Source organism: Rhizobacter sp. Root1221 (assembly GCF_001425785.1).
Lineage (GTDB): Bacteria > Pseudomonadota > Gammaproteobacteria > Burkholderiales > Burkholderiaceae_C > Rhizobacter.
The window spans coordinates 94,831-113,857 of record NZ_LMDI01000023.1; the positions used below are offsets into that span (position 1 = coordinate 94,831).

The following is a 19,027-nucleotide window of genomic DNA, read 5'->3' on the forward strand; positions in this document are numbered from 1 at the left end:
ACGGTCCGTGTGTCAATCAGAACACATTTCAGGTCATCGGGATGGTCGAGGGAAGCGCACCCTGCTCGCGGCCGCGCATGTGGCCGCGGTGCTTCTCGAACCGGGTGGCCAGTTGCTCCCGCTGCTTCGGGGTGAGGACCTTGGCGGCGTCGACGATGGCCTGGGTCATGCGCTGGCCCACGGCGTCGTGCTGGCGCGCGATCTGCTGGCGCACGCCTTCGATGGCGGCATCGTCGATGGTGGGCGCGACCAGCAGCGCACGCATCTTCGCGTGCAGCTCACGGCCCGAGGCCATCTGGTCCCGCGCATCCTTGGCCGCGGCCTGGGCGATGGCCTTGACCTGCTTGCGCTGGGTGTCGGTGGCATCCACGCCGTCGAGCATGCGGTCCACCGCGCGATCAATGTGTTCCGGCGACCTCATCAGGAACATGCCTGGTCCGCCCATGGGCAGCGCGCCCCGCCCCTCGCCGTGCGGCGGCTGGGCCCAGCCGGTCATGGCGACGGTTGCCATCACGGCCAGCAGCATGCCCATGAACAGCAGCTTGAGGCTGTTCGATTGTGTCTTGATCATCTTGCTTCTCCTTGCAGACGGGCCCGATCGCCCATGAAGTGATGGTCGCGGGAGGCCGTGAAGACCCCATGGCCAGGGCGTAAAGATCTGTGAATGCCATCACACCGCGCCGACATCTTCAAGCCCTCGTGGAAAGCGCCGATAACCCATCCGTACCCATGATTTTCGGTCCGCGCGACCACCACGAGGCACGACATGCTTTCCGAGACCCGACGTCTCTCGCATCTGGCTGACCGTGTCCGGCCCCCCGGCGACCGGACCGCACCATGAGCCACGACACCCCCGCCCCCCGCACGGGTCACGTGATCCCCTGGCCCGACCGGCCGCGCGACGCGGCGGCCCCGCCGTCGCCATCGGAGACAGAGACCGCGGCCGCGCGCGAGTCCGCCGAGCGGGCGCAGCACCGCCAGACCCTGTGGCTGCGCGAGTCGAAGATCATCGCGGGCAGCTACCTGGTCAACGGCGTGTTCCTTGCCGTGTTTGCCCTGACCGGGACCGTGCACTGGTCCGCCGCGGCGCTGTACGTCCTGCCCGGCTGGATCACCTGTTCCCTGGCCTGCGCGATGATCGCCGGCGGCCACTCGCTGCACTGGAACGACCCGGCCGTGTCGGACGCCCAATCGTTCGCGGGCATGGTGATCTGCGGTGCCGGGATCGTCCTCTACCCCGAGATGACATTCCTGTACGTGCTGATCCTGTTCACGATCTTCCTGGGCGCCACGTACCGGATGTCGCGCATCCGGATCAACCTCGCGTGGTTCGGCGCGAGTGTGCTGATCGGCGCCGCCACCCTGAGCGGCCACCGCACACTGCAGATTCCCCATGCGACGGCCGCCGAGCAGGTGGCCGCGTGGGCCTGCTTCGCGGCCACGCTGGCCCACTGCGTCCTGTTGAGCCTGATCAACACCGGCCACAACTTGCTGCTGCGCCAGCGCAGCCAGCAGATGGCCGACACACTCGCGCAGATCGAACGGCTAGCGAACTTCGACGAACTCACCGGCCTGCCCAACCGGCGCAACCTGCTGCGCACGCTGGACGACGAGATGGCCCGCAGCGGGCGCGGCGGCTCGCCGCTGGCCGTCGCGTTGCTGGACCTCGACCACTTCAAGGCCGTCAACGACACCCGGGGCCACCTGGTGGGGGACCATGCGCTGCGGACGTTCGCCACCGCGGTGCAGACGCACCGCCGCCCCACCGACACCTTCGGCCGGCACGGCGGCGAGGAATTCCTGCTGATCCTGCCGGACACGGTCATCGGCGACGCGCGCCACGCCGTGGAGCTGCTGCGCGGCGGCGTGGCCACCGCCGAGTGGGACACGGTCTCGCCCGGCCTGCGCGTCACCTTCTCGGCCGGCCTCGTGGCCTGGCAGCCCGGCGACACCGCCGAGAAATTGTTGAGCCGCGCCGACCACGCCCTCTACGGAGCCAAACATGCAGGCCGCGACTGCCTACGCGCCGGCTGACGCGCCGCCGCCCGCAGGCGGCCTCCAAAGCGACCGCCAGGCCACGTTCACCCGGCACGCGTTGCGCAACGTGCGCATCATCTCGTACAGCTACCTGATCGACGGGCTGGTGCTGTCGCTGTTCGCGCTGGCCGGCACGGTGCCGTGGGTGCCGGTGGCGGCCTATACCGTGATGGGCCTGTTGATCGGCACGTTCTGGACCGTCGTGTTCCAGAACGGCTGGACCCTCGGTGCGAAGGATCCGCACATGCCGATGACGATGTCGCTGCCCCACCAGGTGCTGCAGTTGGCCGGCATGGCACTGATGCCGAAGCTGAGCTTCATGTTCCTGCTGATCCTCTTCATCGTGTTCACGGCGCTCGCGATGCGTGTGGCGCCGCGCCGGGCCGTCGCGGCCTGCGCGGCGATCTGCGTAGGCGCGGGGCTCGTGCTGGCCATGGGAGGCACCACGGTGCGCATCCCCGACGCCAACATCGTCGAGCAGGTGCTGTCGTGGGCCTTCGTGTCGCTGACCCTCTGGCAGTGCATCTGGATCGGCCTGTTCAACGGCGCGATGACCGCCACGCTGAAACGCCGCAGCCGCGAACTGGCCGCACTGACCCGCAAGGTGCAGCACCTCGCCCACCACGACGAACTCACCGGGCTGCTGAACCGCCGCAGCCTGCTGGCCATCCTCGCCGGCGAGCAGCAGCACGCCGATCGCACCGGCCAGGCGCTGACGGTGGCGCTGTTCGACCTCGACCACTTCAAGGCCATCAACGACACGCTGGGCCACCCGGCCGGCGACCGCACGCTGAAGCGCTTTGCGAGCACGGTGAAGCAGCTCGCCCGGACGACGGACCGCTTCGGCCGCTACGGCGGCGAGGAGTTCCTCCTGGTGCTGGCCGGCACGCCCCCCGGCGACGCGCGCGTGCCGGTGGAACGCTTCCGCGAAGCACTGCGGGCCCGCGGATGGGACGACGTGGCCCTGGACCTGCAGGTGACCTTCTCGTGCGGCCTGGCCGGCCACCTCCCCGGGGAATCGACGGAAGACCTGCTGAGGCGGGCCGACGCCGCGCTGTACCGGGCCAAGCACGACGGCCGGGACTGCACGCGGACCGGATGAGCCCGCTGTAGGACGGCGCCCGGGCGCCGTCGCGCCACCGTCCGACGGCACACGCGGGGCCCCGTGCCGATACTGGCCGCATGACCCACGTGCGCACCGGCCAGGCACCTGAACCGCTCACCCGCGACGCGTTCGGCGAACGGTATCGCCGCCGGTTCCACGATCCGGCATTCGACGGCGAACACGACGCCATCGCACGGCTGGAAGCCATTGCCTGGGATGCCTACGACAAAGGCCGGAAAGCCCCTCGCACCCGCAAGGCCGGCGAACATTTCGCAGATCCCTCCTACGACCTGTCGCTGGAATGGCTCGACACACGCGACCGCTTGCGCGCCGCGCAGGCCCGGTGGGACACCCCCGCCACGCCATCGCGGCTGCTGCTGGTCAATGGCAGCGCGCGCAACGATGGCACCTGTCCGGGTGAAATCTCCAAGTCGTGGCGCATGACCCAGGCCGTGCGGGACACTGCAGCCGCCGAAGGCGTCGACGTGGACGTGCTCGACCTGAGCAGGGTGACCTCCGAATTCGGCCTGCAGATCCACCCCTGCAAGGGTTGCGTGTCCACCGCGATGCCGTTGTGCCACTGGCCGTGCAGCTGCTACCCGAACCACGCACTCGGCCAGGCGGATGACTGGATGGCCGAGATCTACGAACGCTGGGTGGCCGCCCACGGCGTGGTCATCGTGGCGCCCACGTACTGGTACCAGTCGCCGAGCCCGCTGAAGCTGATGATCGACCGCCTCGTGTGCGCCGACGGCGGCAACCCCGACCCCACCACCACCCACGGCAAGCACCCCGGCGAGGCCAAGCGCCTCGAGGAGGCCGGCTGGGACTACCCGAAACACCTCGCCGGCCGGACCTACGGCGTGGTGGTGCACGGCGACGTGGCCGGCGTGGAGAGCCACCGCCGCAACCTGACCGACTGGCTCGACTGGATGGGGCTCGCCGACGCCGGCGCCCTGGCCAGGCTGGACCGCTACGTGGGCTACTACGAACCCTACGCCACGAGCCATGACGCCCTGGACCGCGACACCGCCTTCATGGCCGAGGTGCGCAACGTGGCGCTGGCGGTGAGCCGGGCCATCGGTGCGCTGCGCCAGCACACGCTTTCCCAACCCGGCGAAGGGTTGACCACCCCCCGCCCCAAATGAACCGCAGGAGTCCACCATGACCGAAAAAACCGCCACCGTCCATTGGGAGGGCCAGGGCAAACAGGGCCAGGGCCAGATCAGCACCGAGACCGCGGCGCTGAAGGCGTACCCGTACGGTTTCGGCAGCAGGTTCGGCGACGACCGCACCGGCACGAACCCGGAAGAGATCCTGGCCGCGGCCCACGCTGCCTGCTTCACGATGGCCTTCTCGTTCGCGTGTGACAAGGCGGGCTTCGCCACCGTGACCGTCGACACCCGGGCCAGCGTCCGCCTGGCCCAGAAGGGCGACGGGTTCGCCATCGACCGCATCGCGCTCACGCTCTCGGCGAAGGTGCCAGGCCTCGACGAAGCGAAGTTCCAGGAGATCGCCGACGGCGCCAAGCAGGGCTGCCCGCTGTCGAAAGCCCTCGCGAGCGTTCCCGAGATCACGCTGCAGGCCACGCTGCAACCCTGAACCCCAAACCCCGACCACAGGAGCCCCCATGAACGAAACCAAGCACGTGCAAGACGTCGAGGACGTCTACCAGTTGCTGCTCAAGGGCATCGGCCACGAGCTCGTCACCGAGCACAACGTCGATGCGCTGATCCGCCGCGCCGAAGGCGACGGCCACCCGGTGCTCGCCGAGGAATTGCGCGAGTGGCAGGCGTGAGGCAGGACCCACCCCCCTATACCCGTGGGCCAATCGTGCAATGAGTGTCATTGACACGAAGTCGTCAATCGCTACATTGACCGGAAGAGGCCCTGGCGTAGAGGTACGCCGGGGCCCACCGGACGCTCATCCGCGGCGTCACCAGGGAGGTGACCGGCTTTGGCATCAACGGACTTGTCGGGGAAGCTGACCCGGCGGCGAGGCTTCTCCACGCTGGCGTTCGCGTTCATCGCGGTCGGTGCCACCGCATATGCCATCACGGCATACGCCGGGTACCGAGGGGTTCGCGAAATGGCCACGGCGGCCGCCAGCCGGCAGCAAGCGCTCGACGCGCTGCTGCTCACCCAGCGCACGCTCGGCATGCTGGTCGAGCTGGAGTCTGGCCAGCGCGGTTTCATGCTGAGCGGCCGCGACGAATTCCTGCAGTCGCTCGTCACGTCGCGCGTGGCGCTCGACAGCATGCGCCCGTTGCTCAAGCGCACGCTGGAGACGTCCGACTTCCCCCGCGTTCGCGCCTTGCGCGACACGGTCGACGGGCTGATCGCCGAACGCATCGGCCAGGCCGACGCGGCCGTCGCACAACGGCGGGCGCGGGGGTACCAGCCCGAACGGGAGCTGCTCGAACACAGCAAGGGCAAGCCGCTGATGGACGAGCTGCGCAGCCAGTTCGACACACTGGAGTCGTACCAGTTGGCGGTCGTGGACCGCCGCAGCCTCGACAGCGCCGACGCCACCGCTGCCACCACGCGCCTCTCCGGCGCCCTGGCGTCCGGGGGCACCTTGCTGATGGTGCTCGCGCTGGGCATGCTGCATTACGAGCGGCGCCTGCGCGACGGTGCGGACCGCGCCTTGCACACGGCCAACGAGCGCCTGGAACGCGAGGTGGTGGAACGCACCGAGGCCCTGACGGAGGCCAAGAGCCGCATCCAGTCGTTCGCCGGCGAATTGGACCTGCATGTCGAGGAAGAGCGGCGGCGGCTGTCCCGCGAGGTGCACGACCAGCTGGGGCAGATCGCCACCGCCGCGAAGATCGTGACCGCCGACCTCGTGCGGTCCCACCCCGGATTGCCGCGCGCCGCCGTGCGGCAGCTGATGGACCTGCTCGACGAGGCCATCCAGACCACGCGCCGCATCGCCGGTGAACTGCGCCCGCCGATGCTCGACGACCTGGGCCTCGGCGCGGCGGTGGCCCACCATGTGCAGTCCGTGGCCGCCCTTGGCAAGCTCGAGACCGACATCGACATCGCCAGCGATCACCGCCTGCCCGCCGACCGCGCCAACCAGATCTTCCGCATCCTGCAGGAGGCCACCACCAACGTGCTGCGCCACGCCGGCGCCACCACCCTGTCCGTGCGGGGTGGCGTCGAGGGCTCCCGCTACCGGTTCGTCGTGGACGACGACGGCCGCGGCCCGCACGACATCCGGGCCGACGCCAGCGGCGTGCGCAACATGCGAGAGCGCGCGGCCCTGGTCGGTGGCACGTTGCATTTCGGGCCGGGGCCGAGCGGCGGCACCCGTGTCACCGTCCTGGTTCCGTTGGAGACCTCCACACCATGAGATTCCTGATCGTCGAAGACCACCCGATCATGCGGGTCGGCGAACGCCAGCTGATCGAACGGGCGTGGCCCGATGCGGTGATCGACGAGGCCAGCACGCTGGCCGAAGCGCTGGCGCACGTGGCGGACCAGGCACCGACGGCCATCGTGATGGACCTCGCCCTGCCCGACGCCAGCGGCACCGACGGCATCTCGGCCATGCTCCATGCCGCGCCGGCCTCGCCGATCCTCGTGCTCAGCTTCAACGCCGAATCGGCCTATGCCGCCCGGCTGCTGCAGATGGGCGCGGCCGGCTACCTGCCGAAGGACCGCGCCGGCGATGAACTCGTCGAGGCGTTGCAGCGGCTCGTGCAGGGCCGCCGCTACGTCACCGCGTCGATGGCCGACCACCTCGTCGACCTGCTGGGCGGCCGGGCGAACCAGGCCCTGCCCCACCAGTCGCTGTCGGAGCAGGAGTACCGGGTGATGCTGTCCATCGCGGCCGGCCGCCCGCCAGCCCAGACGGCCGAGGTGATGGGGGTGTCGGTCAAGACGGTGGGCACGTACCGCACGCGGCTGTTCACCAAGATGCGCATCAAGTCGAACGTCGAGCTGGCGAAGTACTGCCTGCAGCATGGGTTGACGGAGTGAACGTCCCCTCGCCCACTGCCCCGGCCGTACCGAACATGAACATCGTCGTTGTCGAAGATTCGCCCGTGCTGCAGCGCATGCTGCTGTCCACGCTGGCGAACGTGCCGGGGCTCACCGTCGTGGGTGCCGCCAGCGGCGAAGCGGAAGCGGTGGCACTCATCCTGCGTGAAGCGCCCGACCTGGTGCTGCTCGACCTGTTCCTGTCGCCCGGCCATGGCCTCAAGGTGCTACAGGCCGTCCGCGACGCCGGCCTCACTTGCCAGGCGCTCGTGCTGACCAACGAGCCGATCCACGACGAGTACCGCCGCCGTGGCGCCGACCTCGGTGTGCTGGCGTTCCACGACAAGGGCGACGGCCTCGGCCGGCTCGTCCTCGACCTGGAGCGGGTGATCGCCGGCGGCTGACGCGGCGGCAGCCGGCACCGTGACGTTCAGCGCCGTGGTGCAGTGACCCCGCGCACGTGGCCCGCGAGACGCTGCACCGGCGGTGATGCCCCGCCGCGCACGCACACGTTCAGCGTGCGCAAGGCCCAGGGGTGGTCGAGGGTGATCCACCGCGTGCCGGCGGCCTCCGCGTGGCGCTGCGCCGCCGCCTCCGGCACGATGGCCACCCCGAGCCCGAGCCCGGCCATGCGGCACGCGGCCTCGAATGTGGGCGCGCGGGTGCGCACGGACAGCACCACCCCTTCGCGGCGCGCCTGGTCGTCGATGTGCTGCTGCAGCGCCGAAGCCGCGGGCAGGCCGAGGAGCGGCCTTGCCGCCACCGCGTGCAGCCGCACCGAAGTGCGTTCCGCCAACGCATCGGCCGCGGCCACCACCAGCACCAGCCGGTCCTCGCGGAACGGGAACACCTCGAGCCCGTGCAGGTCCGACCACCCCGCGGCCACGCCCACGTCGCACCGGCCCGACCGCACGGCGTCGCCGATGCTGTCGCTGGGCGCCTCGACCACCTCCACCGCATCAGCCGGGTAGGCGCACAGGAAGGTCTCGATCAGTGCGGGCAGGTGTTCGCCACACGCGGCCGAGTTGGCCCACAGGCGCACCGGCTGCGCGGCGTGGGGGGCGAGTTCGGCCTGCAGGCGATCGCAGGCCTCCAGGACGGCGCGGGCGTTGCGCACCAGCGCCTGGCCCGCGGCGTTGACTCGCACACCACGGCTGTGGCGGTCCAGCAGCGGTGCGCCAAACCGGTCTTCCAGCGCCCGGATGCGTTCGCTCGCGGACGCCAGCGTCAGGTGCGACCGCGCGGCGCCGCCGGTGATGGACCCGGCGTCGTGCACGTGGAGGAACAGCTGGAGGTCGACCAGATCGAAACGCACGTGGTGAACGTAGCACAAGCAGCCTCAGGCGGGGCCTGAGGCTGGGTTCGCCACTTCCGCATTCCCGTCACCGCGCCCGGTTCGCACAATCTCCCCATGGCGACCGACACCCTCTCTCCGCTGCTGCTGTGTGGCACTGCCGCGGTCTTCTTGGCCGCGGGGTTGGTCAAGGGTGTCGTGGGTCTCGGCCTGCCCACCGTGGCGATGGCCCTGCTCGCGCTGCTGCTGCCGCTGCCGCCCGCCCAGGCGGCGGCCTTCCTGATCGTGCCGTCGCTCGCGACGAACCTGTGGCAGGCCGGGTCGTGGCGCACGCTCGTTCCGCTGTGGCGGCGGCTGGCCCCGCTGCAGGTGGGTGTGTGCGCCGGCACGTGGGGCGGGCTCGCCGCCTGGGGCATGCCCGGAGGACAGGCGGCCACGGGGGCCCTCGGCGCGGTGCTGATCGCGTACGGTGCATGGGGCCTGGCGGGACGCCCGCTGCATGCGGGTGAACGCGCGGAGCGCTGGTTCACCGCCCCCGTCGGGGTGCTGACCGGCGGCCTCACCGCAGCCACCGGTGTGTTCGTGGTGCCCGCCGTGCCGTGGCTGCAGATGCTCGGGCTCGCGCGCGACGACCTGGTGCGGGCGATGGGGCTGTCGTTCAGTGTGTCCACCCTGGCGCTGGCCATCGGCCTGGGCACCCGGGGCGACGCCGGCTGGGCGGAGGCGGGCCTGTCACTGCTGATGCTGCCGCCGGCCCTCGCCGGCATGGAACTCGGACGGCGCCTGCGGACCCGCCTGTCACCGGCCGCGTTCCGCACCGGGTTCTTCGCCGCGCTGATGGTGCTCGGGGTGCATCTCTGCTGGCACGCCGTCTGGGCGCGGTGACCCGGCCGCAACACGGCGCTTCAGCCGTCGAACCGGTACCCCACCCCGTAGATGGACCGGATGCACTCCGGGTCGGCGCCGGCCGCCTCGAGCTTGCGGCGCAGGTTCTTGACGTGGGTGTCCACGGCGCGGTCGGTCACGGCACGCTGGTCGGCGTGCAACCGGTCGAGCAGCAGGTCGCGCGAGAACACGCGGCCCGGGGCACCCGCCAGCGTCTTGAGCAGGCGGAACTCGATGGGCGTGAGGTCGAGCGGCGTGCCGTGGTACGCGGCTCGCACGCCGTCTTCGTCGACCTGCACGGCCGGCGGGTCCTTCTGGTCGGCCTGGCGGCTGCGGCGCAGGATCGCCTTCACGCGGGCCACGATCTCCCGCGGGCTGAACGGGGTCTTGCAGATGTAGTCGTCAGCGCCGAGGTCGAGGCCGAGCAGTCGGTCGGCCTCCTCCACCCGCGCGGTCAGCATCACGATGGGCACGTCGCTGAACGTGCGCAACTCGCGGCAGATGTCGAGGCCGCCGCGGCCGGGCAACATCAGGTCGAGCAGGATGAGGTCGTGGCGGTGCTCGCGGTAGGCCGGCACCACGTCCCGGCCGTCGGCGAGGCACTGCGGCTCATGGCCGGCCGCACGCAGGTAATCGCACACCAGCGAGGCCATCTTCGGCTCGTCCTCCACCACGAGGATGCGTGCAGCGGCCGGGCTGGTCATGGCGACACCTGCGGGAAGTCGATGGCGATCCACAGCCCGCCGAGCGGCGAGGCCTTGGCGGCGATGTGGCCATCGTGCGCCTCGACGATGCGATGGCAGATGGCCAGGCCCAGGCCCGCGCCGCCGCTCTGGCGGTTGCGCGACGCGTCGGTGCGGTAGAAGCGGTCGAACAGGCGGTCGAGGTGGGACACGTCCACCCCGGGCGCCGAATCGTTGAAGTCGATGTGCACCCGGCCATCGGCATGGCGCGCCGTCACCTGCAGCGTGCCGCCCGCATCGGTGTAGCGGCAGGAGTTCTCGAACAGGTTGTTGAACAGCTGATGCAGGCGGCGCTCGTCGCCGAAGGCGATCAGCGGCTGGTCGTTCAGCGCGAGCGACAGGGTCACGCCGCGCTGGGCCAGGCGATCGCGGAATGCCCCGGCCGCCAGCCGCAGCACCTCCGCCACGTCGACGTCGGCCTTGCGGTACGTGAGCGCACCCACGTCCGCGAGCGACAGGTCGTACAGGTCGCTCACCAGCTTGTTCAGCGTGGCCACCTCGGCCTGCAACGAACGCACCGAGTCGCGGTCGAGCGTGCGCACCCCGTCCTCGATGGCCTCCAGTTCACCATGCAGCACGCCGAGCGGCGTGCGCAGTTCGTGCGAGACGTCGGCCATGAACTCGCGGCGCATCTGCTCGTTGCGCTGCAGCGTGTGGGCCAGGCGGTTGAAGTCGGTGGCGAGCTGCCCCACCTCGTCGCGGGCCTGGACCTCCACCCGCGTGCCGTACTCGCCAGCGGCCAGCCTGTGCGTGGCCGCCGCCACGTGCCGCACAGGCCGGAGCAGCGCGCGTGACACCCACACGGCCACCGCCGCCGCCAGCAGCATGGCGCCGGCACCCACGAGCCAGCGCGACCGCCACTGCGCGTCCTCGAACCGGCGCTCGGCGGCCGAACTGACGCTCTCGAACCGGGCCATCGACAACCAGCCCACGGTGCGCCCGTCCACCACGATGGGGCGTTCCACCGCATGCGGCGAAGGGCCCGGAAAACCGGCCACCCGGCGGCGCTGTTCGTCATACAACGTGAAGCGCACGGTGGCCCCGGTGAGTTCCGACACGGTGGCCGGCGGGCGTTCGAGCGGATTCAGTGCGCGGCCCTCCTCGTCCGCGAGCGGCCGCAACTGCTTGTACCAGAGGTCGGGACGGTCCCGCAGGTACTGCCAGCTGGACCCGTTGGTGCGGTAGCCGGCCGTGAGGCTCGGCACCGCCGCTTCGAGCCGCCGTTCTGCCTGCTCGTTCAGGTACCCGAGGAACCCGCGCTTCAGGTTGACGTGCGCGGCCACGCCCATCGCGAGCGCGACCAGCAGTGCCGTCGCCAGGACGGCGGCGAACAACTTGGTGGAGATGCTGAACTTCATGGCGGGGGGCATTGGCGTCGCATTAGCGCCGATCCCCGGGCCCTTGGCAACCTGCGGGAACGGCACCCAGGGTTCTTCAACCTCTCTCCACAATTGGCCGTCAGGATGGGCGCAACCGCCTCGCAGCCTCCACATCCCATGCACCCACGATTCTCCCGCGCCCTGGCCCCGCTGTTCCTGGCCTGCCTGGCCGCGTGTTCCAAGCAGACCCCGCCAGCCGGGCCGCCCAAGGCGGCCACCGTGGGCGTGTTCAAGGTGGAAGCCCAGGCCCAGGCCATCAGTTCCGAGCTGCCCGGGCGCACGAAGGCGCGCCTCGTTGCCGAAATCCGGCCCCAGGTGGGCGGCATCGTGTTGCGGCGCCTGTTCGAGGAAGGCGCCGTCGTGAAGGCAGGCCAGGCGCTCTACGAGATCGACCCGGCCACCTACCGCGCCGCGGTGGCCAGCGCCGAGGCGGGGGTCTCGAAGGCCTCGGCCACGCTCGGGTCCGCCCGCACGGTGGCCGAACGCGACGCCGAACTCGTCAAGATCGACGCCATCAGCCAGCAGCAGCGCGACACCAGCGCCGCCGCACTCAAGCAGGCGCAGGCCGACCTGGAGGTGGCCCGCGCCGCATTGCAGACGGCCCGCATCAACCTCGAACGCACGCGCATCGTGTCACCCATCGCTGGGCGCATCGAGGTGTCCACCGTCACGCCGGGCGCCCTGGTCACCGCCAACCAGGACGTGGCCCTGACCACGGTGCGCCAGCTCGACCCGCTTTACGTGGACATCGTGCAATCAAGCGCCGAACTGCTGCGCCTGAAGCGCGAACTCGCGGACGGCACGCTGCAGTCCCGTGGTGCCGGCGAAGCCCCCATCAAGGTCGTGCTGGAAGACGGCACGCCCTACCCGCACGCGGGCAAGCTGAAGTTCGGCGGCGTGTCGGTCAACCCGGCCACCGGCGCCGTGACGCTGCGCGGCGAAGTGCCCAACCCGGACGGCGTGCTGATGCCCGGCATGTACGTGCGCGCGCGGGTGGAGACAGGCGTGGCCGAGCAGGCACTGCTCGTGCCACAACAAGGGGTCACGCGCACGCCGTCGGGCGATGCCTCGGCCTGGGTGGTCGGTGCCGGGAACAAGGTGGAGGCCCGCAAGCTCACGGTGGACCGCGCCATCGGCAACCGCTGGCAGGTGACGGCCGGGCTGAACGCCGGCGACCTGGTCATCGTGGACGGCCTGCAGCGCACGCGCGTGGGTGCCACGGTGCATCCGGTACCGGCAGGCGCTGCCCCTGCGACCACGGTGGCGTCGGCGGCCTCGGCCCCGTCCTCGCCCAAGCGCTGAGGTCTCGCCCATGGCCCGCTTTTTCATCGACCGGCCCATCTTCGCGTGGGTCATCGCCATCGTCATCATGCTCGCCGGGCTGGTGGCGATCCGGATGCTGCCGCTGGAGCAGTACCCCGACATCGCCCCCACCACGATCTCCATCAACGCCACCTACACCGGCGCGTCCGCCAAGACCATCGAGGACTCGGTCACCCAGGTGATCGAGCAGCGCCTGAAGGGCCTGGACCGGCTGGTGTCGATGTCGTCCACCAGCAACTCGGCCGGCACCGCCAACGTGCGCCTGCAGTTCGAGGCAGGCACGAACCCGGACGTGGCGCAGATGCAGGTGCAGAACAAGCTGCAGCAGGCGATGTCGCAGCTGCCGCAGGCGGTGCAGAGCCAGGGGGTTTCCGTCACGAAGGCGGGCACCGACCTGCTGATGGTGGTGTCGCTGACGTCCGAGGACGGCAGCATGTCGGCCACCGACCTGGGTGACTACATCGCCAGCAACCTGCAGGACGTCATCAGCCGCGTGGACGGCGTGGGCGACGTGAACATCCAGGGCACCGGCTACGCGATGCGGCTGTGGCTCGACCCGGCCAAGCTGAACCAGTACGCGCTGATGCCGTCCGACGTGCGCACGGCCATCACGGCACAGAACACCGAGGTGTCCGCCGGCCAGCTGGGCGCCCTGCCCGCACCCGACGGCCAGCAGCTCAATGCCACCGTCACCGCACGCGGCAAGCTGCAGACGGCCGAACAGTTCCGCAACGTGGTGGTCAAATCGGCCGCCGACGGGTCGGTGGTGCGGGTGGGCGACGTGGCCCGCGTGGAACTGGGCAGTGACAGCTACACCACGCGCGCCCGCCTCGGCGGCAAGACGTCGTCGGGCATGGCCATCTTCCTGGCCACCGGCGCCAACGCCGTTGGCACCGCGAAGGCCGTTCGCCAGAAGATCGACGAACTGGCGCCGTTTTTCCCGCCCGGCATGAAGGCCACCGTCAGCTTCGACACCACGCCGTTCGTGGAAGTGTCCATCGAGGGGGTGGTGCACACGCTGCTCGAGGCCATGGTGCTCGTGGTGCTGATCATGTACCTGTTCATGCAGAACCTGCGGGCCACGCTGATCCCGGCCATCGCGGTGCCGGTGGTGCTGCTCGGCACGTTCGGCATCCTCTCGGTGTTCGGCTATTCCATCAACACGCTGACCATGTTCGGCCTCGTGCTCGCCATCGGCCTGCTGGTGGACGACGCCATCGTGGTCGTCGAGAACGTCGAGCGGCTGATGGCCGAGGAAGGCCTCACCCCGCTCGAGGCCACGCGCAAGTCGATGACCGAGATCACCGGGGCCCTCGTCGGCATCGCCCTCGTGCTGTCGGCCGTGTTCATCCCGATGGCCTTCTTCGGCGGATCCACCGGCGTGATCTACCGGCAGTTCTCGATCACCATCGTGTCGGCCATGGTGCTGTCGGTGCTGGTGGCCATGACGCTCACACCCGCGCTGTGCGCCACGCTGCTGCACGTGGGTGACGAGCCGGGCCACACCGACGGCCACGGCCCCATCGGCCGCTTCTTCAACGGCTTCAACCGCCTGTTCGACCGCAACGCGGAACGCTACCAGCACGGCGTGGCCCGGCTGCTGCAACGCAGCGGCCGCAGCCTGGTGCTGTACGCGTTGCTGATCGGCGTGGCGGGGTTCCTCTACGTGCGCCTGCCCACGTCGTTCCTGCCCGAGGAAGACCAGGGCACGGTGCAGGTCCAGATCCGCATGCCGGCGGGCGCCACCAACGAGCGGCTGCAACAGGTGCTCAACCAGCTGGAGACCTACCTCGCGAAGGAGAACGACGTGGCGTTCTACAACCTCGTGAGTGGCCAGAACGGCAACCAGGGCGTGGGCCAGGGTTTCATCCGGCTGAAGAACTGGTCCGAACGCACGGGCCAGGGCCAGGGCGCCGCCGAACTGGCGCGCCGGTTCACCAGCGAGATCCAGAAGCAGGTGCGCGACGCGCAAGTGTTCTTCCTGCTGCCCCCGGCAGTGCGTGGCCTCGGCGCCAACGCCGGCTTCTCGGTGCAGTTGCAGGATGTGGGCGGCCTCGGCCCGGCCGCGCTGGCCACCGCGCGAGACCAGTTCCTCGACCTCGCGAACGAACATCCCCAGTTGTCCCGGGTGCGCAACAACAACCTCGTCGACACACCGGAGTTCAACATCCGCATCGACGACCGCCGCGCCGGCGCGCTGGGCCTGACCACCACGGCCATCAACGACACGCTGTCGGCAGCGATGGGCGGCAGCTACATCAACGACTTCATCGACCGCGGCCGCGTCAAGAAGGTCTACATGCAAGGGGACGCCGCGTTCCGCATGGAACCGGAGAGCTACAAGGACTGGTTCGTGCGCAACACCGCCGGCGACATGGTGCCGTTCTCGGCCTTCGCCACCAGCGGGTGGGCGTTCGGGGCGCCGCAGCTCACGCGGTACAACGGCATGTCCTCGTACGAGCTCATCGGCGACCCCGCACCCGGGGTCAGCTCCGGCACCGCGATGGCCCTCATCGAGGACATCATGAAGCAGATGCCACCCGGCGTCGGTTTCGAGTGGGCCGGCCGCTCGTACCAGGAACGCCTGTCCGGTTCGCAGGCTCCGATGCTGTACGCCGCCTCGGTGCTCTTCGTGTTCCTGTGCCTCGCGGCGCTGTATGAGAGCTGGTCGGTGCCGTTTTCGGTGATGCTGGTCGTGCCGCTCGGGGTGCTCGGGGCATTGCTAGCCAGCACGCTCGCGGGCCAGGCGAACGACGTGTACTTCCAGGTCGGCCTGCTCACCACCGTGGGCCTGTCGGCGAAAAACGCGATCCTGATCGTGGAGTTCGCGCAGTCGCTGCAGGCGCAGGGCATGGGGCTCATCGACGCCACGCTGAAGGCCGTTCGCCAGCGGCTGCGGCCCATCCTCATGACGTCGCTCGCCTTCATGTTCGGCGTCTTGCCACTCGCCTTCAGCACGGGCGCCGGCGCGGGCAGCCGCCGGTCCATCGGCACCGGCGTGCTGGGCGGCATGCTCACCGCCACTGTCCTCGGGATCTTTTTCGTGCCCATCTTCTACGTCCTGATCCGCAAGTTCTTCGCGCGCCGCCAGCCGGCCGCGCTGGCCGAGGGCACCGCGTGATGCGCACGCTCCTCGCCCTCGCTGCCGCGGCCGCCCTGGCCGGTTGCGTGAACCTCGCCCCCACCTACGAGCGCCCCGCCGCCCCGGTGCCCCACCGCTGGACCGGCGCCACGGCCGCCGCCGCGCCCTTGCCGGCCGACTGGCAAGCCTTCATCGCCGACGAGCGCCTGCGCCAGGTCATCGCGTCGAGCCTGCAGAACAACCGCGACCTCCGCGTGGCGGTGTTGAACATCGAGCAGGCGCGTGCGCGCTACCGCATCGCGCGGGCCGACGTGTACCCCACGGCCGATGGCTCGGCCGCCGCGTCACGCCAGCACAGCGCCAGCTCGGACGCCACCACGACGCAGTACAGCGCGGGCCTCGCGCTGAACCGCTACGAGTTCGACTTCTTCGGCAAGGTGCGCAACCTCGGCGACGCCGCGCTGCAGGACTTCTTTGCGGTGGAGGAGAACCGCCGCGCCACGCAGCTCGCCCTCGTCGCCGAGGTGGCCACCGCCTGGCTGACCCTGGCCGCCGACACCGAACGCCTGCAACTGGTGCGCGACACGCTGGCCAACCAGGAAACGGCGTACGACCTGGTTCGCCGCACCCGCGAACTAGGTGGCGCATCGGGCCTCGCGCTCGCACAGGCGCGCACCACGGTCGAATCCGCGCGGGTCGACGTGGGTACGTACACGAGCCGTGTCGCCCAGGACCGCAACGCCCTCGACCTGCTGGTGGGTGCCCCGGTGCCTGGCACGCTGTTGCCGGCAGCGGGCACCACGGCGGCGGCCAGCCTGCTGGTCGGCGTGCCCGCGGGCCTGCCGTCGGAAGTGTTGCTGCGCCGGCCCGACGTGCTGGCGGCCGAGCATCAGCTGCGGGCAGCCAACGCCAACGTGGGCGCGGTGCGGGCCACGCGGTTCCCGAGCATCGCGCTCACCGCCTCGGTGGGCACGCAGAGCTCGAGCCTCTCCGACCTGTTCGGCCGCGGCACCGGCGTGTGGAGCCTCGTGCCGCAGATCGACATCCCGCTGTTCGACGCCGGCGTGCGCCGTGCCAACGTGCAGGTGAGCGAGGTGCAGTTGAAGGTGGCAGTGGCGAACTACGAACGCACCGTGCAGGCGGCGTTCCGCGACGTGGCCGACGCCCTGGCCGACCGCGCCACCCTTGCCGACCGGCTGGCCGCGCAGGATGCGTTGGTCGAGGCCTCGCAGCGTGCCTACGACCTGTCGAACGCCCTCTTCAAGAACGGCGCCAGCAGCTCGCTCGACGTGCTGGTGAGCCAGCGGTCGCTGTACGCGGCACAGCAGTCGGCCATCACGCTGCGGCTGGCCGAACAGACGAACCGCGTGGCGTTGTACCGGGTGCTGGGGGGCGGGGCGGACTGAACGCCAGCCCGGTGCCGACGGGGCCCGGGTTTCAGCCGCCGTGGGCCTTTTTCAAGGCCGCGATGTCGAGCTTCTTCATGCCCAGCATCGCGGCGAAAGTGCGTTCCACCTTCTTCGGGTCGGGGTCGGCCATGAGTTCCCCGAGGACCTTGGGCACCACCTGCCAGCTCAGCCCGAACTTGTCCTTGACCCAGCCGCACTGCTGGGCTTCCTTCGGGCCGCCGGCACCCAGCTTGTTCCAGAAGTGATCCACCTCGTCCTGGTTCTCGCATTCGATCTGCAGGGAGACGGCCTCGTTGAACTGGAACACCGGACCGCCGTTGAGCGCCGTGAACCGCTGGCCGTCGAGTTCGAACTCGACCGTCAGCACCGCGCCCGGCGCGTGGCCATGGATCTCCTGGCCCACGGCGGGGTATCGCGACACCTTCGTGATCTTCGAGCGCGGAAAGATGCCGGTGTAGAACGTGGCGGCGTCCTCGCCCTGGTGGTCGAACCAGAGGCACGGGACAATCTTCGTGGTGATCGGCATGGTGGTGCTCCTTGACTGTGAACTCATTGGTTCACTGATGCTACTCGCCTCGCGCGGCCGTGCGTTTGAGACCCTTCCGGGAAGGGGGTGACCCGCCCTGCTCGGGGCGCGCTGCATGGCGCAGGCCGTCGAGCGCCGGCCGCACCACCGATTCGTCCGCGCCTTCGGCGAACACGGCGTAGGCCGGGTACAGGAACTCGGGCGCGTCCGGCACGCGGCGCAGCCGGCCGCTCTCGAGGTGTTCCCGCACCACCGCGAGCCGGATGTACCCCGAGCCGCCGGCCGCCAGGATGTACTCGCGGCCGAGTGGCCCGAGGCCGGCGATGACACCGGGGTTCGCCAGTTCGGGAAAGGCGAGGCTGTGCTGTGCAGCGAAGTCGGGGCCCCAGTCCACGTACACATAGTCCTTGGGATCGACGGTGCGACCCCGCTTGCGGGTGGTGACCAGCACGAGCTTCTCCTCGATCAGCAGCTCGATGCGCAACCCCGGCCGCAGCTGCGGCGCGTACACCACGGCGATGTCGAGGATGCCGCCAGCCACCTGCTCGATCAGGTCGGCGGGAAAACCCACCTCGGTGCGCACGGCGAGGTGGGGCGCCTCGGTGCGCATCCACAGCAGCCAGTCGAGCAGCAGCGGATCCCACAGGCTCACCTCGCAGCCGATGGTGAGCACCGAACGCCGCCCGGCGGGTACCGCCACCTGGTGCCGCGCGCGTTCCCACACCTGCACCAGCATCGACGCGTAGGGCACGAACTGTTCGCCGGCCGGGGTCAGCGTGGCCCCGGCCTTGTTGCGCACGAAGAGCCGTGCGCCGATCTGGTCCTCGAGGGTGCGCACCCGCGCACTGACCGCCGTCTGTGTGACGTGCAGCGACTCGGCCGCACGCAGGAAGCTGCCGGAGGCCACGATGTCGAGGAAGGTGCGGGCGAGCGTGATGTCCATCGTCGATCCTTTCAATGCAACATTTTTGCATTCAACTGACAATTGAACTCGCTTTACTTCCGTGTGGGACCGTTTGAAGATCACATCGACAACCACGGAGGCAGCATGAACATCCTTCATCCCACCCGCCAGGCCGCACCGCGCCAACCCGTCGCCGCCACGACACCCCAGGCGCCCGCGCCGGCACACCATGGCCTGTTCCACCTGACACCGCAGCAGGAAGCGCGGCGTGAAGTGCGCATGGCCGCACAACGCAACGCCGGCCCGGGAGGCGTCTGACGTCCCCGGCCACGATTGCAGACGACAATGCCCCAGCC

At 70.0% G+C, this 19,027-nt stretch carries 19 protein-coding genes; 13 read left to right on the forward strand and 6 right to left on the reverse strand.

The genetic code is table 11. From position 1 onward, the window contains the following. Nucleotides 1–28: 28 nt before the first annotated feature. Entirely contained in the window at nt 29–571 is a 543-nt protein-coding gene (locus tag ASC87_RS16920) for a Spy/CpxP family protein refolding chaperone (protein ID WP_056664447.1), read from the reverse strand. A 266-nt stretch (nt 572–837) separates the two neighbouring features. On the opposite strand from ASC87_RS16920, the gene ASC87_RS16925 reads away from it, so the two are divergent. From ASC87_RS16925 to ASC87_RS16955, 8 genes are all read left to right on the forward strand, one after another. Then, complete coding sequence (locus ASC87_RS16925) at nt 838–2,034, forward strand: GGDEF domain-containing protein (RefSeq protein WP_082568687.1); 1,197 nt, start codon at nt 838–840, stop codon at nt 2,032–2,034. Continuing rightward, the gene (locus tag ASC87_RS16930; RefSeq protein ID WP_056664453.1) at nt 2,003–3,139 is read left to right on the forward strand and encodes a GGDEF domain-containing protein; all 1,137 of its coding nucleotides are present in this window, start codon (nt 2,003–2,005) and stop codon (nt 3,137–3,139) included. The genes ASC87_RS16925 and ASC87_RS16930 overlap by 32 nt, the downstream gene beginning before the upstream one ends. Nucleotides 3,140–3,219: 80 nt before the next feature. Next, nucleotides 3,220–4,290, forward strand: a complete 1,071-nt coding sequence (locus ASC87_RS16935; protein WP_056664456.1) for a flavodoxin family protein — start codon at nt 3,220–3,222, stop codon at nt 4,288–4,290. A 16-nt stretch (nt 4,291–4,306) separates the two neighbouring features. After that, on the forward strand, nt 4,307–4,744 hold the full coding sequence (locus tag ASC87_RS16940) for an OsmC family peroxiredoxin (RefSeq protein WP_056664459.1): 438 nt from the start codon (nt 4,307–4,309) through the stop codon (nt 4,742–4,744). A gap of 28 nt (nt 4,745–4,772) precedes the next feature. After that, the gene (locus ASC87_RS31935; RefSeq protein ID WP_157604090.1) at nt 4,773–4,940 is read left to right on the forward strand and encodes a hypothetical protein; all 168 of its coding nucleotides are present in this window, start codon (nt 4,773–4,775) and stop codon (nt 4,938–4,940) included. A gap of 159 nt (nt 4,941–5,099) precedes the next feature. After that, on the forward strand, nt 5,100–6,497 hold the full coding sequence (locus tag ASC87_RS16945) for a CHASE3 domain-containing protein (protein WP_157604091.1): 1,398 nt from the start codon (nt 5,100–5,102) through the stop codon (nt 6,495–6,497). Beyond that, nucleotides 6,494–7,126, forward strand: a complete 633-nt coding sequence (locus ASC87_RS16950) for a response regulator transcription factor (protein WP_056664465.1) — start codon at nt 6,494–6,496, stop codon at nt 7,124–7,126. The genes ASC87_RS16945 and ASC87_RS16950 overlap by 4 nt, the downstream gene beginning before the upstream one ends. A 35-nt stretch (nt 7,127–7,161) precedes the next feature. Beyond that, nucleotides 7,162–7,530, forward strand: coding sequence for a response regulator (locus ASC87_RS16955; RefSeq protein WP_056664468.1), 369 nt, complete (start codon nt 7,162–7,164; stop codon nt 7,528–7,530). 26 nt (nt 7,531–7,556) lie between these two features. Here ASC87_RS16955 and ASC87_RS16960 read toward each other — a convergent pair whose 3' ends face one another. Continuing rightward, a complete protein-coding gene (locus ASC87_RS16960) occupies nt 7,557–8,441 on the reverse strand; it encodes a LysR family transcriptional regulator (RefSeq protein WP_056665055.1) in 885 nt (294 codons plus the stop codon). Nucleotides 8,442–8,537: 96 nt separating this feature from the next. On the opposite strand from ASC87_RS16960, the gene ASC87_RS16965 reads away from it, so the two are divergent. Further along, the gene (locus ASC87_RS16965) at nt 8,538–9,305 is read left to right on the forward strand and encodes a sulfite exporter TauE/SafE family protein (RefSeq protein WP_056664471.1); all 768 of its coding nucleotides are present in this window, start codon (nt 8,538–8,540) and stop codon (nt 9,303–9,305) included. A gap of 20 nt (nt 9,306–9,325) precedes the next feature. Here ASC87_RS16965 and ASC87_RS16970 read toward each other — a convergent pair whose 3' ends face one another. Both ASC87_RS16970 and baeS read right to left on the reverse strand, forming a co-directional pair. Next, complete coding sequence (locus ASC87_RS16970; RefSeq protein WP_056664474.1) at nt 9,326–10,009, reverse strand: winged helix-turn-helix domain-containing protein; 684 nt, start codon at nt 10,007–10,009, stop codon at nt 9,326–9,328. Next, nucleotides 10,006–11,406, reverse strand: a complete 1,401-nt coding sequence (baeS, locus tag ASC87_RS16975) for a sensor histidine kinase efflux regulator BaeS (RefSeq protein WP_056665058.1) — start codon at nt 11,404–11,406, stop codon at nt 10,006–10,008. The genes ASC87_RS16970 and baeS overlap by 4 nt, the downstream gene beginning before the upstream one ends. Nucleotides 11,407–11,544: 138 nt before the next feature. Here baeS and ASC87_RS16980 point away from each other — a divergent pair, with 138 nt between their 5' ends. The 3 genes from ASC87_RS16980 to ASC87_RS16990 are packed head-to-tail and all read left to right on the forward strand — an operon-like array spanning nt 11,545 to nt 17,238. Further along, on the forward strand, nt 11,545–12,729 hold the full coding sequence (locus ASC87_RS16980; protein WP_082568688.1) for an efflux RND transporter periplasmic adaptor subunit: 1,185 nt from the start codon (nt 11,545–11,547) through the stop codon (nt 12,727–12,729). Between the two features lie 10 nt (nt 12,730–12,739). Further along, nucleotides 12,740–15,871 (forward strand): efflux RND transporter permease subunit, encoded by a 3,132-nt coding sequence (locus ASC87_RS16985; protein ID WP_056664480.1) that lies wholly within the window; start codon nt 12,740–12,742, stop codon nt 15,869–15,871. Then, a complete protein-coding gene (locus ASC87_RS16990) occupies nt 15,871–17,238 on the forward strand; it encodes an efflux transporter outer membrane subunit (RefSeq protein WP_056664483.1) in 1,368 nt (455 codons plus the stop codon). Before ASC87_RS16985 ends, ASC87_RS16990 begins: the two co-directional genes overlap by 1 nt. Before the next feature lie 31 nt (nt 17,239–17,269). Here the strand turns inward: ASC87_RS16990 and ASC87_RS16995 are convergent, their stop codons facing one another. After that, nucleotides 17,270–17,767: a VOC family protein gene (locus tag ASC87_RS16995; RefSeq protein WP_056664486.1), complete on the reverse strand. Its 498-nt coding sequence runs from the start codon at nt 17,765–17,767 to the stop codon at nt 17,270–17,272. A 40-nt stretch (nt 17,768–17,807) separates the two neighbouring features. After that, nucleotides 17,808–18,710 (reverse strand): LysR family transcriptional regulator, encoded by a 903-nt coding sequence (locus tag ASC87_RS17000; protein ID WP_056664490.1) that lies wholly within the window; start codon nt 18,708–18,710, stop codon nt 17,808–17,810. 105 nt (nt 18,711–18,815) lie between these two features. On the opposite strand from ASC87_RS17000, the gene ASC87_RS17005 reads away from it, so the two are divergent. Further along, complete coding sequence (locus ASC87_RS17005) at nt 18,816–18,989, forward strand: hypothetical protein (RefSeq protein ID WP_157604092.1); 174 nt, start codon at nt 18,816–18,818, stop codon at nt 18,987–18,989. Nucleotides 18,990–19,027: the final 38 nt, after the last annotated feature.

Excerpts from the sequence above, each read along its gene's own strand:
- ASC87_RS16920 (WP_056664447.1), bottom strand. The coding sequence starts at position 571 with ATGATCAAGACACAATCGAACAGCCTCAAGCTGCTGTTCATGGGCATG.
- ASC87_RS16925 (WP_082568687.1), top strand. The coding sequence starts at position 838 with ATGAGCCACGACACCCCCGCCCCCCGCACGGGTCACGTGATCCCCTGG.
- ASC87_RS16930 (WP_056664453.1), top strand. The coding sequence starts at position 2,003 with ATGCAGGCCGCGACTGCCTACGCGCCGGCTGACGCGCCGCCGCCCGCA.
- ASC87_RS16935 (WP_056664456.1), top strand. The coding sequence starts at position 3,220 with ATGACCCACGTGCGCACCGGCCAGGCACCTGAACCGCTCACCCGCGAC.
- ASC87_RS16940 (WP_056664459.1), top strand. The coding sequence starts at position 4,307 with ATGACCGAAAAAACCGCCACCGTCCATTGGGAGGGCCAGGGCAAACAG.
- ASC87_RS31935 (WP_157604090.1), top strand. The coding sequence starts at position 4,773 with ATGAACGAAACCAAGCACGTGCAAGACGTCGAGGACGTCTACCAGTTG.
- ASC87_RS16950 (WP_056664465.1), top strand. The coding sequence starts at position 6,494 with ATGAGATTCCTGATCGTCGAAGACCACCCGATCATGCGGGTCGGCGAA.
- ASC87_RS16955 (WP_056664468.1), top strand. The coding sequence starts at position 7,162 with ATGAACATCGTCGTTGTCGAAGATTCGCCCGTGCTGCAGCGCATGCTG.
- ASC87_RS16965 (WP_056664471.1), top strand. The coding sequence starts at position 8,538 with ATGGCGACCGACACCCTCTCTCCGCTGCTGCTGTGTGGCACTGCCGCG.
- ASC87_RS16970 (WP_056664474.1), bottom strand. The coding sequence starts at position 10,009 with ATGACCAGCCCGGCCGCTGCACGCATCCTCGTGGTGGAGGACGAGCCG.
- baeS (WP_056665058.1), bottom strand. The coding sequence starts at position 11,406 with ATGAAGTTCAGCATCTCCACCAAGTTGTTCGCCGCCGTCCTGGCGACG.
- ASC87_RS16980 (WP_082568688.1), top strand. The coding sequence starts at position 11,545 with ATGCACCCACGATTCTCCCGCGCCCTGGCCCCGCTGTTCCTGGCCTGC.
- ASC87_RS16985 (WP_056664480.1), top strand. The coding sequence starts at position 12,740 with ATGGCCCGCTTTTTCATCGACCGGCCCATCTTCGCGTGGGTCATCGCC.
- ASC87_RS16990 (WP_056664483.1), top strand. The coding sequence starts at position 15,871 with ATGCGCACGCTCCTCGCCCTCGCTGCCGCGGCCGCCCTGGCCGGTTGC.
- ASC87_RS16995 (WP_056664486.1), bottom strand. The coding sequence starts at position 17,767 with ATGCCGATCACCACGAAGATTGTCCCGTGCCTCTGGTTCGACCACCAG.
- ASC87_RS17000 (WP_056664490.1), bottom strand. The coding sequence starts at position 18,710 with ATGGACATCACGCTCGCCCGCACCTTCCTCGACATCGTGGCCTCCGGC.
- ASC87_RS17005 (WP_157604092.1), top strand. The coding sequence starts at position 18,816 with ATGAACATCCTTCATCCCACCCGCCAGGCCGCACCGCGCCAACCCGTC.